Origin of the sequence: Crenalkalicoccus roseus, assembly GCF_004761865.1 — a bacterium.
Lineage (GTDB): Bacteria > Pseudomonadota > Alphaproteobacteria > Acetobacterales > Acetobacteraceae > Crenalkalicoccus > Crenalkalicoccus roseus.
Genome location: NZ_SJDM01000009.1, coordinates 45132 through 60263, shown reverse-complemented (window position 1 = coordinate 60263; position 15132 = coordinate 45132). Strand labels below are relative to the sequence as shown.

The following is a 15132-nucleotide window of genomic DNA, read 5'->3' as shown; positions in this document are numbered from 1 at the left end:
CGCGGCGGGGAAGCATGGCGCAGGGTCCCGCCCGGGGGCGCGGGCATGAGCCGCTCGCTCGGCCGCCGGCAGGCCGGGATGCTGGCCGCCTCCTTCCTCGCGGGCTGCGCCGGCCCGCTGCCGGCCCGTGCCCGGGGGGAGGCACCGCCGGCGCGCCCTCCCTCCGGGCCGGCGCCTGCCGGTGTGGTGCTGGCCCGGCCGGTGCCCTGCGCCGACCGACCGGGAGACCTGACCGGTTTCCTGCTCGAGGGCTTCGGCTCCCCCGCCGGTACCATCGCGGTGCTCGGCCAGGCCTTGCGGCCCGGCGACCTGCCGCGCGGGACGCGGCCGCAGGCCCGGCTGACCGATGGGCGGGCGATCCCGACGCAATTCGACGTCTCGGTGCGCCACCCCGACGGTTCGGCGCGCTTCGGCGTGCTCAGCCTCGCCCTGCCGGCGCTGGGCCGGGGGCAGAGGCTCGGCGTGGTGCTCACCCGCGCCGGAGAGACGGAAGCGGAGGCGCCGCTCGACCTCGCCGCGGCCCTGGCCGGACGGCAGGCGGTCGTCACCCTGACCCCGGCCGGCGGCGGCCAGCCCTGGCAGGCCGACCTGCTGGCGCTGCTGCGCACGGCGCCGGGCGAAGCCCCCTGGCAGGCGGGGCCGCTCGCGGCGCAGCGGCGGGTCACGGCGCCGGTGCCGCCCGACGCGGTCGGGGGCGCCACCTCGATGCGGCTGGTGGCGGACATCGCCGCGCGGCGGGACGGCACGCTCTGGGTGGATCTCTGGCTGCGCAACGACATCGCCATGCGCCCGGGCGGCGGCACGGCGACCTACACCCTGCGCCTTGCCCTGGATGGGCGGGAGGTGATCCGCACCGAGGAGCTGCGCCACTTCCAGTATCAGGGCTGGGGCCGGCTGGTCGGTGCCCTGCCGGGCGGGCAGCCCCCACCCCCCCAGCCGCTGCTGCGGCCGGACACCGCCTATCTGACCGAGACCGGCGCAATCGCCCATTACGACCTCTCGATCGGCGTATCGGCGGGGGTGCTGGAACGCCTTGCGCGGATGATCGCGGAGCCCGACTGGGCGGCGCCGCTCGGCGCGCGCGGCATCACCCGCTACATGCCGACGGCGGGGGGGCGGGCCGATATCGGGCCGACGACGCTGCAGCAGGCGGCCTGGCTGGTCAGCGGCGATCCGCGGGCCGCGGCCTTCGCCCTCGGCCAGGCCGAGGCGGCGGGCTCCGTGCCCTGGCACATGTGGGACCCGCGCGGCGGCTGGATGGACGAGCGGCGCTGGCCCGATTTCTGGTTCGATGGCCGCAACGGCCCGCCGCCGCGCTCGCTGCTGCAGCAGATCCCAGTACATGAGAGCGGCTGGTTCCCCGAGGAAGCGCACCAGCCGGACCTCGCCTTCGTGCCCTACCTGCTGAGCGGGAGGCGGGCCCTGCTCGACGAGCTGCAGGCGCAGGCGGCGTGGAACGTGCTCTCGGTGTGGCCACTGCCGCGCCGGGAAGCGGGCGCCGCCCGGGGCGTCAACATCATCTGGCGCAGGCAGGTGCGCAGCGCCGCCTGGGCGATGCGGCAGCTCGACGAGGCGGCCTGGATCAGCCCGGACGGCGATCCGCAGCAGGGCTATTTCCGCGACGTCGCGGCGCGGAACTGGGCCTGGATGCGCGAGCGCATCCCGGTCTGGACCGAGTGGCAGGGCGAGGCGCATGGCTGGCTGCCCAACAGCATCGACCACATCGCCCCCTGGCAGCAGGACTACCTCGCCTCCTCCGTCGCCGCCGCGGCGCGGCGCGGCAATGACGATGCCCGTGCGGTGCTGGGCTGGATGGCGAATTTCCTGGTCGGGCGCTTCCAGGCCGGGGACAGGGGCATGAACCCGCGCGACGGCATCGCCTTCACGATCGCGACCGCGCCGAGAGGGGCGGAGCGCCCCGAGCAGCTTTACAAGAGCTGGGCCGAGATCGGGGCGGCGACGGTGGAGACCGGCCGCTCGAACGGCGACGGCTGGAAGAAGAGCGAGGGCGACTATGGCCGCCTGGCCCTGCAATCCCTCGCCCTGCTGCAGAACGTGCTCGGCCATGAGGGGGCGAGGCGGGCCTATCTGTGGCTGCTCTCCGCCGGCGCGCCCGGCACCGCGCCGGAGAGCTACGCCTCCAACCCGACGCACAGCATCGGGCCGCGCGACATGCCGCGGGTGCCGGGCCGTGTGGTGCGGTGCCAGGCATGAGCCCCGGGCGCGGCCCGCACCCTCCACCCTCGCCCGCGCGGGGGCCTGGTGTAAGGTGCGGGCCAATCGTTCCTTTTTCGGGATGACCTGAGCGGATGTGCGGCTTCGTAGGCTTCCTCGTCCCCGGCGGCACCGACGGCGCCGCGGCCTCCTCCCTGGTCGCGGCGATGCGCGACCGGCTGGAGCATCGCGGCCCCGACGACGCCGGCGCCTGGGTGGATGCCGAGGCGGGAATCGCCTTCGGCTTCCGCCGCCTCTCCATCATCGACCTTTCGCCCGCCGGCCATCAGCCGATGGCATCGGCCTGCGGCCGCTTCATGGTGATGATGAACGGCGAGATCTACAATTTCGCCGACATCCGCGCCGAACTCGAGACGGCGCGCGGCGGCCACGCCTGGCGTGGCCACTCTGACACCGAGGTGCTGGTCGAGGCGATCGCCGAATGGGGCGTGGAGGCCGCGGTCGCGCGCGCCAACGGCATGTTCGCCCTCGCCGTCTGGGACCGGCGGGAGCGCGCGCTCTGGCTCGGGCGCGACCGCATCGGCAAGAAGCCGCTCTACTACGGCTGGGCGGGCGATGCCTTCCTCTTCGGCTCGGAGCTGAAGGCGCTGGCGCCGCACCCGCAATTCGACCGGCGCATCTCCCCCGCCGCCTTCTCCGACTTCATGCAGCTCGGCTACACGCTCGGCCGCCGCACCATCTTCGCCGCGATGGCGCGCCTGCCGCACGGCCACCTGCTGCGCCTCGGCGCGCAGGACGCCGCGGCGCGGCGGACGCCCGAGCCGCGCCCCTACTGGGACCTGCGGGCGGTGGCGCTGGCCGGGCTGGAGGCGCAGGCGGCTGGCCGCGCCGCCAGCGTCGAGGAGTTCGAGTCGCTGCTGCGCGACGCGACCGAGCGCCGCATGGTGGCCGACGTGCCGGTCGGCGCCTTCCTCTCGGGCGGCATCGATTCCAGCCTGGTCACCGCGATCATGGCGGCGATCGCCCCGGGCCAGGTGCGCAGCTTCTCCATCGGCTTCGACGTGCCGGGCTGGGACGAGGCGCGCTTCGCCCGGCCGATCGCCGCGCATCTCCGCACCCGGCACGAGGAGCTCTACCTCGGCAAGGCCGACATCCTCGCCGCGGCGCGGGACATCCCGCGCATCTTCGACGAGCCCTTCGCCGACGATTCGGCGATCCCGACCACGCTGCTCTGCCGCATGGCGCGCCGCCACGTCACCGTCGCCCTTTCCGGCGACGGCGGGGACGAGTTCTTCGCCGGCTACGCCCCGCGCTACGCCGGCGCCCTGAGGCTGCTCGGCTGGGCGGGGGCGGTGCCGGGGCCGCTGCGCGCGCTCGGCGCCGGCCTTGCGGACCGGCTGGCGCCACTCGCCGGCGGGATGGGCGGCAACCGGCAGGCGCGGCGGATGCGCCTGCTCGGCCGCCTGCTCGCCGCCGGGGGGGCAGAGGGGTTCAACGCGGCGCTGATGTCGCCGATGCTCGATCCGGGCGCGCTGCTCGCCGGCCATGACGCGGGGCCGCACCCGCTCGAGGATCCGGCCTGGCATCTCGGCCGCTCCGGCCCGCTCGACCGCATGACCTTCATGGACCAGGTCACCTGGCTGATCGACGACATCCTGGCCAAGGTGGACCGCGCCAGCATGTCCACCTCGCTCGAGGTGCGCTGCCCGCTGCTCGACTACCGCATCATGGAGCTGTCCTGGCGCTTCCCGGCGGCGGCGAAGCTGCGGGACGGCGTGGGCAAGCTGCCGCTGCGCGAGGTGCTGTACCGCCACGTGCCGCGGCCGCTGGTGGACCGGCCGAAGCAGGGCTTCGGCGCGCCGGTGGAGGCCTGGCTGCTCGACGAGCTGCGCGACTGGGCCGAGGCGCTGATGAGCCGCGAGGCGCTCGGCCGGCACGGGCTGCTCGACGTCGCGGCCTGCCGACGGCTGTGGGAGAGCTACGCCCATCAGGGGCGCGGCTGGGACAAGGCGATCTGGAACCTGCTGATGTTCCAGGCCTGGCACGAGGCGACGGAGGCGGCGCGCCCGGCGGCGATGCGGCTGGCGGCGTAGCCCCCCGCCATCGGGCGGGCGAGGGGCACGCCTCCCCTCCCCGCCCCGGCTTTCCCGTCCGGCGCGTTGACGGGGGCGCCGCGGCGCGGGATCGTCGCCGCGGCGCCGGCGGACTGGCCAGCCCCGGCCGCACCGCCCTGCGGCGCCGGCGGGAGGGAGCACGGGAATGAGCCTCGCGGCATCCGATCAGGTGGCGGGCGCGCCTCGGCCGCGCTTCGATCACGACGCCATCGTCATCGGCGCCGGCATGTCGGGCCTCTACCAGCTGATCCGCCTGCGCGAGCTCGGCCTCGGGGCGGTGGTGTTCGAGGCGGGCACGGGGGTGGGCGGCACCTGGTACTGGAACCGCTATCCCGGCGCGCGCTTCGATTCCGAGAGCTATTCCTACGGCTACTCCTTCGATCCGGAGCTGCTGCAGGAATGGAGCTGGTCGGAGCATTTCGCGCCCCAGCCCGAAACCCTGCGCTACCTGAACCGCGTCGCCGACAAGTACGACCTGCGCCGCGACATCCGGTTCCGCAGCCGCGTCGCCGCCGCGCAGTACGACGAGGTGGCGCGCGGCTGGACGGTGACGCTCGAGGACGGCAGCCACCACGCCTGCCGCTTCCTGATCACCGCCATCGGCGTGCTCTCGGCGCCGACCTGGCCGCGCATCGAGGGCATCGGGAGCTTCCGGGGACAGTCCTGGCACACCGCCCGCTGGCCGCGCGAGCCGGTGGACTTCGCCGGCAAGCGCGTGGCGGTGATCGGCACCGGCGCGACCGGGGTGCAGACCATCCAGGAGGTGGCGAAGACCGCCGGGCACCTCACCGTGTTCCAGCGCACGCCCAACTGGTGCGCGCCGCTGCACAACCGCCCGATCACCGAGGAGGAGCAGCGGCGGATCAAGGCGAGCTATCCCGAGATCTTCCGTCGCTGCCAGGAGACCTTCTCCTGCTTCCTGCACACCCCGGACCCGCGCGGCACCTTCGAGGTGACGCCCGAGGAGCGCGAGGCGTTCTGGGAAAGGCTCTACGCCTCGCCCGGCTTCGGCATCTGGGTCGGGAATTTCCGCGACATGCTGACCGACCGGGCGGCGAACCGGGAGATCTCGGAGTTCATCGCCCGCAAGATCCGCCAGCGGGTGAAGGATCCGGCGGTGGCGGAGAAGCTGATCCCGAAATGCCACGGCTTCGGCACCAAGCGCGTCCCCCTCGAGACCAACTACTACGAGGTGTACAACCAGCCCAACGTCCTGCTGGTGGACTGCCGGGAGACGCCGATCGAGCGGATCACCCCCACGGGCATCCGCACCAGCGAGGCCGAGCACGAATTCGACATCATCATCTACGCCACCGGCTTCGACGCCCTGACCGGCGCCTTCGACCGCATCGACATCCGCGGCAGGGACGGGCTGGCGCTGAAGGAGAAGTGGGCGGGCGGGGCACGGACCCTGGCGGGGATGCTGGTGGACGGCTTCCCCAACATGTTCATGCTGCTCGGCCCGCACACCGCGCTCGGCAACATCCCGCGCAGCATCGAATACAACGTGGACTGGGTGACGGCGCTGCTGCGCCACATGCGCGAGCATCACCTGACCTTCGCCGAGGCCAGGCCGGAGGCGGTGGCGGCCTGGATGGCGCATGTCATGGCCTGCGCAGAGGGGCTGCTCACCTTCGAGGTGGATTCCTGGATGACCGGCGTGAACAGGAACGTGGAGGGCAAGCAGACCCGCACCATCGCCCGCTACGCCGGCAGCGCGCCGGCCTACCGGGCCTGGTGCGACGCGGTGGCGGCCGAGGGCTACCGGGCGCTGACACTGGCCTGAGCCGCCGCGGCGCCGGCATCAGCCATGGGCGCCGATCTCGTGGGTGATGGCGGTGCCGATCTCGCGCACCAGCGCGAACAGCCGGCGCATCGGCTCGAAGATCGCCGCGTGCTCGCGCGCGTAGGAGATGGTGGCGTCCGGCCCCGCCGGCTCGCCGTAGTCCCGGCCCGCGGCCGGGTCGGGCGCGGCGGGGAAGATCTCGGCCAGAAGCTCGAGCGCCGCCGGCACCTCGAGCCGCAGCAGCTGGAGTTCGAGCGCCGGGCGGGTGACGCCGTGGCGCGGCGAGAAGTCCGGGATGCCGGTGCCGAGCAGCCACAGGCGCTGGATCAGCGCGATGCGGATGGCGTGCAGCAGCACCTCGCGCGTCGCCATGCGCGGCGCCTCCGGCCAGGCGGTGCGCAGCGCCACGTGGTCCGCCTGCAGGCGCCGGAAGGTGGCCTGCACCGGCGCCCACAGGCCGAGCCGCCCGAGTGCCTGCGCCACCGCGACCAGTGCCTGGGCCTGGTCCGGCCGTCCGGCGTGGGCGGCGCGGTCGAGCCACGGCCCGGGATCGAGCAGACCCACCACGGCGCGCAGCACGTCGAGGTCGGAATGCGCGAGCCCGTGTCGGGCGAGGTCGAGGGCGCGGCGGAAGCGCGGGCTCTCCTGCGCCAGCTCGGCGAAGGGCTCGGGCTGGCGCGCCGCGGCGGCGCCGAGGCCGTGCAGCGTGTTGGCGCACCAGCCGAGCTGCTGCAGGATCGCGTTGTTCGGGATCGCGCGCAGCTCCCGCGGGTGGCGGATCGCCGCCGCCCCCGCCCCTGCCTCGCTCTGCCGCGCCGCCGGGCGCGAGCCGGTCGGGTCGAGCAGCGCCGGGCCGAAGGCGCCGAGCAGGGCGGCGTAGCCCGCATCCTCCACCAGCTCCCGCATGGCGAAGCCGACCGAGGCGAAGAAGCCGGCGGCGAAGTCGGCCTCCTCGTAGATCCGGTCGGCGGCGCCGGGCGGAGGGGCGAAGGCGTGCTCGGCGATGCGCGCGACGCTCGCTGCGGCGAGCTCGGGCGTGCCGAACAGCAGGTAGCCGTCGCCGCCCTGGAAGGCGCTCTCCTCGCGGATGCGCAGGCCGGCGCGGGCGAAGGCCTCCCGCGCCGCCGGCGGGGAGAGGTAGCCGAGGCGGTCGGCGAGCGAGCCCGGATGCCCGCCGCGGCCGATGCTCTCGCCATGGGTGTCGAACAGCACCACCTCGACGCCGGAAAGGCCGTGCCGGGCCAGCGCCTCGGCCACCTTCAGGCGCAGCCGCTCGATCAGGAAGCTCGCCGCGAGCTGGCCGACATAGCGCCCGGAATCGGAATAGCCGAACTGCAGCGCGAGCCGTCCCGTCTGGCGCAGATAGGCACGCCAGTGCGGGCTGCGCAGCGCCTCCTCGAGCACGCGCGCGCCCTGCTCCAGCGCTTCCGGCGTCTCGAACAGCGGGCTGATCTCGACATGGCGCTCGACGCCGAACAGCCGCGCGAGCCAGAGCGCGGCGAGCAGCGTGTAGCCGCTCTCGGTCTCGGCGATCAGGAAGCGGATCGGGCTTGCCCCGTCCACGTGCTTGGTGACCTGCGCCACCAGCATCATCAGCCGCGCCGCGGAGGCGCGCTCGGCGAGGAGGGCGCCGAAATCCACCGGCACCGTCCGCACCTCCTGGAGCGCGGCGTTGATCGCCGAGAGCAGCACGCGGCGCCGGAACGGGTCCGCCGGCGGATCCTCGAGCCCGAGGCGCAGCCGCACCGCGTTGTGGAGCTGCGCGGCGTTGAGCCGCACATGGGTGTGCGCGAGCCCCATGCCGTGCGAGAGCAGCCCGGCGCGGGCGACGCACAGGGCGCGGCGCGCCGCCGCGTCGGGCGCCGCCGCGATCGCCGCGGCGAAGAGCGGCAGCAGCGGCTCGGGCGTCACCAGCGCCTCCTCCCGCCGGCCGATCAGCAGCCGGGCGAAGGCGGCCACGGCATCCGGGTCCGGGCCGGCGGGGCAGGCGGCGATCTGCGCCTCCACCGCCGCCCGGGCCTCGTCGAGGCGCCGCGCCAGCGCCGCGGCCGGCGCGAGGCCGGCGAGCTGCCCGCCGAGGCGCGCGAGCTGCTCCGCCTTCATGCGCAGCCTGAGGCGCAGCGTGTCCCACCAGCCGATGTCCACGCGCCCGTCGGTGTCGTAGCCCACCCAGCTCGCCAGCACGACCGGAGCGGGCACCAGCCCGGCCCAGCGGTCCGGCCAGTGCGCGCGGGCGGCGTCGAGCAGCGCCCCGTTCAGCCGGTCGAGGGCGTCGCGGCCATGGGTGATGGCGGCGAGGGCCTGGGCGAATTCCTGCTCGAGCGTCGGCCGCTCCGGCCGGTGCGAGACGAAGCACCGCCCCTCCTCCCGTCCGCAGGCGGCCTCGGCCAGGGCGCGATAGACCTCGGCGGGCAGGGCGAAGGTCGGGTGGGCGGTGAAGACGGCGGCGAAGCGCGGCCGCTCCACCGCGGCGCGGTACTGCGCGAGCGGCACCGGGCTGTCGGAGGGGTCGGGGCGGGCCAGGCGGGCGGCGAGCGTGGCGAAGGCGGCCTCGGCCGCGGCCGGATCGGTGCCGCCCACATAGGCGGCGAGGCGGCGCGCGCGGTCGGCGAAGGCCTGGTCGCGCAGCAGGCGGATCAGCGTCGCGATCTCGGCCTCGGTCAGCGCGCCGGCCTCGAGGCGGCGGGAGATGGCGAGCGCCGTGGCGAGGACCGGGCTGCCGAAGGGGTCCTCCTGCGCCCGCTCCCGCGCGCGCCCGGTCAGCGCCAGAAGCTCGCTGGCCAGCGCCTGGGCGGGCGAGGGGTCGGGCGTGTCGTCCGTCATCGCGCCAGGGTGGCGCGCGCCGCGCGCCGCGGGCAAGCGGCCCATGCCGCCGGCCGTATCAGGCGCCGTCGCCTGGCCGCGGTGCGGCCGGGCCATGGCGCGCCGCCCGCCGGCGCCGCCAGCGCTCCGAGGCCCCCGCCATGGCCATGCCGAGCCGATTGAGGCGGTGCTCGACCAGCGTGTCGGCTCCGCCCCAGATCGGGAGCTTGTTGCCGAGGCGCGTGAAGCTGTCGCACAGGATGAAGCGCGCCACGTCGTCGCGCTCGCCACGCGCGGACCAGACCATCTGCGCGGGGAAGGCCATGCTGCCGAATTCGGGCACCAGCCCGACCAGGAACGCCACCCAGGGCAGGGGCTGGCGCGCCCGCGCCGCCTGCAGGGCGCGCCAGGCGGTGTAGAGCGAGCGGTAGATCGGCCCGTCCAGCAGCACGATCAGGGCGAGGATCACCAGCGGCACGCCGAGCAGGGCGAGGATGCCGAGGAGCAGCAGCTCCACCGTGAGGAAGCTCGCCTTCAGCCCGAGATGGGCGCCGAAATCGGTGATGTAGCTGCTGCTCTCCTCGGTGCGCGCGAGGTCGGCACGCAGCCTGGCGGCCTCGGCGCCGGTGATCTGGCCGCGCTCCTCCCAGCGGGCGATGCGGCCCTCGACATAGCCGCGGCCGATCTCCGTGCGGTATTCCTGCGAGGCGACGAAGCGGCGGAGCTGGCGCAGGCGTCCGGGAAGGTCGAGGCGGGCGAACAGCCGCGCGGCCGCGCCCGGCAGGGCGGCGGCGCGGCGCGCCGCCTTCACCGCCGCGCGCCGCGCCTCGCGCAGCCGCCAGCGCAGCGGGTGGCGCCTGTAGTGCTCGGCCTGCGCGGGCGTGAGACGCCCTTTCGCGAGCTGGTAGAGGATGCCGCGCTCGGCCCGGCGCAGCCCCTTCCAGCGCCGCTGGTGATGCGCGAGGCGCCCGGCGCGCCGGCGCAGCGTCTCGAGCGCCGCGGCGCCGAGGGCGCGCTCCAGCGCCGGTGCCTCTGCCTCCAGGTACCGGCACAGGCGCTCGGTGTCCACGTCGTCGAACAGGGCGCGGCCGAGGCGCAGCGACTGCGGCAGGTAGAAGCCGAGCAGGGCCAGCGGGTTCATCGGGAACAGCGCCGGCACGCCGGATTCCGCGTCGATGAAGACGAAGCGCTCGTCCGGCAGCAGCAGGTAGTTGTTGAGCGCGACCGGATTGCCTCGGCCCGCCTGCCAGACCGCGCCGAGGAAACCGCTCTCCTCCAGGCGCTCCTGCAGCGGGTGCATCACCTCCCGCAGCAGCCACTCGAGCCGCCCGTCCTCCGGGCGGAAGGGGTGGAGCAGCGGCACCGGCGCGCCCGGCACGAAGCGGGTGCCGAGCTCCCACGCCCTGGCCGCCTCGTTCCAGCGCACATGCGTGGCATCCGCCACCTCCAGCCGGCCGCCGAGCCAGAACGGCACCAGGGCGTGCAGGATCTTCCGCCGCTCATAGGCGCAGCGGACCGCGTCCTCGTTCCAGATGTAGGGGTTGGGGGCGCCGGTCAGCACGTAGTGGACCAGGTTGCTGAGCGTGTCGCCGTAGAAGATCTTGGTGGCGATCCAGCCTTCGGCGGGATCCTCGCTCAGCCAGACCTCGCCCGAGCGCCCGCGGCCGAGCAGGCGGCGCCCCGCGGGCGCCGCGCCTGCCGCCTTCTCCTGCCGCTCCGCGGCGTCTCCGGGCGTCCCGCGCATGGGGGGCTGAACGCCCCGCCGGGGCGGGGGATGCCCGGGAGCGGCCGATCTGCTGCGCAACCCCGCCGCCCTCGGCCGCGCTTGCGGGGGGATGCCCGTCCCCACGGAGGTCCCGCCGACCATGGTGCTGCACCCGAGCCTCGACATCTCCTTCGACCGCTACGAGCCGGAGGAGGAGGTCAGCCGGGAATCCCTCCTCGCCCTCGGCAACGGGGTGCTGTTCGTGCGCGCCTGCGCGCCCTGGGCCTTCGCCGACGGCACCCATTATCCCGGCACCTACCGCGCGGGCTGCTACGCGCGCGTGGTCAGCCTGGTCGAGGGCGAGCGGGACGAGACCGAGAGCCTCGCCAACCTGCCGAACTGGCTGCCGCTCAACCTGCGCTTCGGCGGGGAGACGGAGTGGTTCTCCCTCGAGGCCTTCGAGCTGCTGGAATACCGCCACGCCCTGGAGGCGCGGCGGAACACCGCCTGCCGCGCGGTGCTGGCCCGCGACCGGCTCGGCCGCCGCACCCGCCTGCGGGAGCGGCGGCTGGTCAGCATGGCGCGGCCGGAGATCGCCGCGCTGCGGCTCGAGATCACGGCCGAAGACTGGTCGGGAGAGGCCGAGATCCGCTCCGGCGTGGATGGCGGCGTGATCAACGACCGGATCGGGCGCTACCGCCCCTTCTCGCGCCGCCGCTTCGAGGTGCTGCGGCGCGAGGCGCCGGACGAGGAGACGCTGCTCCTGGTGGTCCGTCTGCACGGGACCGGCGGCGTGGTGGCCGTCGCCTTGCGCACGCGGCTGGAGGGCGCCGCGCCGCGGGACCGCGGCGCCGCCGCGACGGGCGGGGCCTCGATCGCCGACCGCTTCCGGTGCGCCCTGGAGCGGGGCGGCACGATCGCCGTGGAGAAGACGGCGGCGATCGCCGCCCATCCCGAGGCGGAGGGCGAGGCGGCCGCGGCGGCGCTCGCCGCGCTGCGCGCCGCCCCGCTCCGCTTCGCGGCGCTCGAGGAGGAGCACGTCGCGGCCTGGCGGCCGCTGCGCGACCGGATCGGCGTCTCGGCCGAGGCGCGGGAGCTGTCCGACGCGGCGGCCTACCACAGCTTCCACCTGCTGCAGACCGTCTCGCCGCATTCGGCGGCGCTCGATGCCGGCTTCCCGGCGCGCGGCTGGCAGGAGGCCTATCACGGCCAGATTTTCTGGGACGAGCTGTTCGTCTTCCCCTTCCTTGACCTGCGCTTCCCGGAACTCGCGCGCGCGCTGCTGATGTACCGCCGCCGCCGCCTCGACGCGGCGCGGCAGGAGGCGCGGGCGCACGGGCTCCCCGGCGCGCTCTTCCCCTGGCGCAGCGCCGCCTCGGGGCGGGAGGTGACGCCGCGCCTGCAGCTCAACCCGCTGTCGGGGCGCCTCATGCGCGACCACACGCATCTGCAGTGGCACAGCGGCGCCGCCATCGCGTGCAACATCTGGCACCATTGGGCCGCCACCGGCGACGGCGCCTTCCTGGAGGAGCACGGCGCCGAGATGCTGCTCGAGATCGCGCGCCTGTTCGCCGCGGCGGCCCGGCACGACGCGGCCGAGGACCGCTACGACCTCCGCGGCATCGTGGGGCCGGACGAGTACCACAACGCCTATCCCGGCGCCGACCGGCCGGGGGTGGACACCAACGCCTACACCAACGTGATGGCGGCCTGGACGCTGTGCCGCGCCCTAGAGGCGCTCGACCTGCTGCCGCCCCGAAGCCGGACGGCGCTGCGGCGGCGGCTGGATCTCGGGGAGGAGGAACTCGCCCTCTGGGACCGCGTCAGCCGCCGGATGCGGCTCGCCTTTTATGGCGAGGGCATCCTGTCGCAATTCGCGGGCTTCGAGCGTCTCGAGGAGATGGACCCGGGGGAGTTCTCGCGCCGCCACCGCGGCAAGCGGATCGACTGGCTGCTCGAGGCGCGCGGCGAGACCGCGGACGCCTACCAGGTGATCAAGCAGCCGGACACCATGATGCTGCTCTACCTGCTCGGGCCGGAGGAGCTTTCCGCCATGGCGGCGCGGCTCGGCTATGCCCTGACGGAGGAGCGGATCCGCGCCACGGTCGCGCACGACCTTGCGCGCACGGCACACGCCTCCAGCCTGTCGCAGGCAGTCTGCGCGGGTGCGCTGGCGCGGCTGGATCCGGCCGCCTCCTGGGCGTTCTTCCAGGAGACGCTGCACCCGAGCGACGATCCGGCGACCCACTCCGCGGCCGCCGAGGGGCTGCATCTCGGCACCATGGCGGGGATGCTCGATGTCCTGCAGCGCCACTATCTCGGCCTGCGCGTGCAGGCCGACGCGATCCGGCTGCAGCCGGCGATCCCGCCCGGCCTCGGCCCGGTGCGGCTCGGCTTCCGCTGCCGCTTCGGCGGCTTCGCCCTCGCCTGGACGGGGGCGGAGCTGCGGCTCGAGGCGGAGGCGGGGAACCGGCAGCCGGCGCCGGTCGCGCATCGCGGCGGGGAGGAGGTGCTGCCCCCCGGCGGGGCGATGCGCCTCGATGGGCGCGCATCGTCCGCGACGGATCGCACGCACCCCTCCTGAAGGGGCGCTGCTCCCCGCGCGGGGTGCCGCGGGCGGCGCCTCAGCCCGGGCGGCGGCGGGGCGTGGCCAGGCGCCCCACGGGCGGGCGCCATTCGGGGGCGGGCGGCCCCTTTCCCGCCGCGGCGAGGCGCCGCCGCTCCCAGGCCGAGATCTGGCGGGCGCGAAAGGCGTAGCGCGGATCATCGCGCAGGAGGTGCAGATGCTCGCAGAGGCGGTTGCGCTCGAGCCAGCCGATCGCCGCCTCGAGTTCGGCGAGCGTCATCTCGGCGCGCGACCTGCCGCCCATGACGCGCTTCAGCACGGCGTTCAGCCGGTGGTAGTTGCCCTGGCCGCGCGGCAGGCGCATCGCCTCCTCATCCTCCACCACCTGCGCCGCCACCATCTCGCCGATGCGCTGGCGCAGGCGCCGCTCCCGCAGCGAGGGCACCTCGGCCGGCGCGCCCTGCGCCGCCGGCTGCGGCCGGCGCAGCGCGAAATCCGGCCCCGGCGCCAGCGTGTCGAAGCGGAGCGCCAGGGCGTTCGAGGCGAGCGGCACGATGGCGGCCCCCGCCTCATCCTCGTCTGCCCGCGGATCGAGGGGCAGCCTGCCCTGCGGCGCCGGGCGGCGCGCGCGCGCGAGGGTGCCCTGCTCGGTCTCGAGGCGGCGCCGCACGTCGCGGAACAGCGGGTCATCGGGGTGGTAGACCAGCGCCCGCTGCGCCTCCCAGGGACCGGCATGCGGATCGACGCGGGTTGCGCGCGCGATCATCTGCTCGAGCCAGGGGCGGGATCGGATCATGGTGGCGGCGCAGACGACCGCCACCTCGGGCGCGTCCATGCCCTCATAGGCCATCGCCACCGTCACCAGGATGGAGGGCTCGGGGCGCAGACGGAACGCCGCCAGCGCCTCGTGGCAGTCGCGCTCGTCGGAGATGGCGAGCCGCGCCGTCCCCTCGCGCGAGGCGGCGGGCAGGCGGGCGCGGAGATGCGCGAGGTAGCGCCGTGCGCAGGCCTGGTCGGGCGCGACGACGAGCAGCTTGCCGAGTCCCGGCGCCATCCCCCCCGGCGCCAGGCCGAGGCGCCGCCGCCGCTCCGCGCGCAGCCGCCGCGTCGCGCCGAGCGCCTCGTCCAGCAGCGCGTCGGCAAAGCCGGTGCGCAGCGCGGTGAACAGCGCCGGTCGCGCCGTCTCGTAGGCCTCGGACAGGCGGTGCGGGCCGATGGCACGGCGCTCCTCGTCCAGCCAGCGCGCCTCGCCGTCGAGCGCGCCGAAGGTGACCGGCAGCAGCGCGCGCTCGGCCAGGGCCTGGGCGCGGCTGTAGCCGACCACCGCCCAGCCCGGCGCGTTCAGGTCCACCTCGCGCGTGCGCGTCCTCACCCCCTGCCGGTAGGGCAGCCACAGGATGCCGCGCCCGTCGGCGCGCTCCAGCGTGCCGGAGAGCAGCAGGCGGATGCGCGCGCATTCCAGCAGCGGCAGGATGGCGCGCGACCAGGAGGCCTCGTCCTCCGCGCCGGGGGCGGGGCCGGGGCCGGAGGGCTCCGCATCCGCCAGGGCGGGAAGGTGGTGCACCTCGTCCACCACGAGCAGGTAGCGGTGCCGGCGGAACTCGGCGAGGTGCAGCTCCGGCGCCGCGGCGACGCCCTGATAGGTGGTGACGTAGCCGGCGAGGCCGCGGCAGGGATCGGGCTCGTTCGCCGCCGCGCGCACCGAGAGCGCGTGGCCGAGCGCGGCGCGCCAGGCGGGATCGGCGAAGGCCTCCTCGGCCTGCAGGCGCAGGCTGTCGCGCGGCACGATCCAGCACACCCGGTCCACGATCCCGGCCGCGACCAGCCGCGCCGCGGCGATCACCGGCAGCAGCGACTTGCCCCCGCCCGGCGTGACGGCGGCGAGGATGTCGCGCAGCCCCGCCGCCTCGCCCGAGGCGATGGCCTGGACGATGCCGGCGAGCTGGCGCTGGTGGGTCCGGAGCGGGCGGGACACGGGCCCGCA

Annotated in this window: 7 protein-coding genes; 4 read left to right on the top strand and 3 right to left on the bottom strand. The window is 75.3% G+C overall.

Features of this window, described 5'->3' with window-relative positions:
* The first annotated feature begins 45 nt into the window (after positions 1-45).
* The 3 genes from ET526_RS09565 to ET526_RS09555 all read left to right on the top strand — a co-directional run bounded on the left by ET526_RS09565 (position 46) and on the right by ET526_RS09555 (position 6075).
* On the top strand, positions 46-2214 hold the full coding sequence (locus tag ET526_RS09565; protein WP_135467470.1) for a hypothetical protein: 2169 nt from the start codon (positions 46-48) through the stop codon (positions 2212-2214).
* Positions 2215-2309: 95 nt separating this feature from the next.
* The gene (asnB, locus tag ET526_RS09560) at positions 2310-4268 is read left to right on the top strand and encodes an asparagine synthase (glutamine-hydrolyzing) (protein WP_135467469.1); all 1959 of its coding nucleotides are present in this window, start codon (positions 2310-2312) and stop codon (positions 4266-4268) included.
* Positions 4269-4434: 166 nt separating this feature from the next.
* Positions 4435-6075: a flavin-containing monooxygenase gene (locus ET526_RS09555; protein ID WP_135467468.1), complete on the top strand. Its 1641-nt coding sequence runs from the start codon at positions 4435-4437 to the stop codon at positions 6073-6075.
* Between the two features lie 18 nt (positions 6076-6093).
* Here ET526_RS09555 and ET526_RS09550 read toward each other — a convergent pair whose 3' ends face one another.
* Both ET526_RS09550 and ET526_RS09545 read right to left on the bottom strand, forming a co-directional pair.
* Positions 6094-8898: a phosphoenolpyruvate carboxylase gene (locus ET526_RS09550; RefSeq protein WP_135467513.1), complete on the bottom strand. Its 2805-nt coding sequence runs from the start codon at positions 8896-8898 to the stop codon at positions 6094-6096.
* Between the two features lie 58 nt (positions 8899-8956).
* A complete protein-coding gene (locus ET526_RS09545; RefSeq protein WP_135467467.1) occupies positions 8957-10621 on the bottom strand; it encodes a hypothetical protein in 1665 nt (554 codons plus the stop codon).
* A 91-nt stretch (positions 10622-10712) separates the two neighbouring features.
* Here ET526_RS09545 and ET526_RS09540 point away from each other — a divergent pair, with 91 nt between their 5' ends.
* Positions 10713-13166, top strand: a complete 2454-nt coding sequence (locus ET526_RS09540; protein WP_135467466.1) for a glycoside hydrolase family 65 protein — start codon at positions 10713-10715, stop codon at positions 13164-13166.
* Between the two features lie 40 nt (positions 13167-13206).
* Here the strand turns inward: ET526_RS09540 and ET526_RS09535 are convergent, their stop codons facing one another.
* Positions 13207-15123 (bottom strand): DEAD/DEAH box helicase, encoded by a 1917-nt coding sequence (locus ET526_RS09535; protein ID WP_135467465.1) that lies wholly within the window; start codon positions 15121-15123, stop codon positions 13207-13209.
* Between the last annotated feature and the right edge of the window lie 9 nt (positions 15124-15132).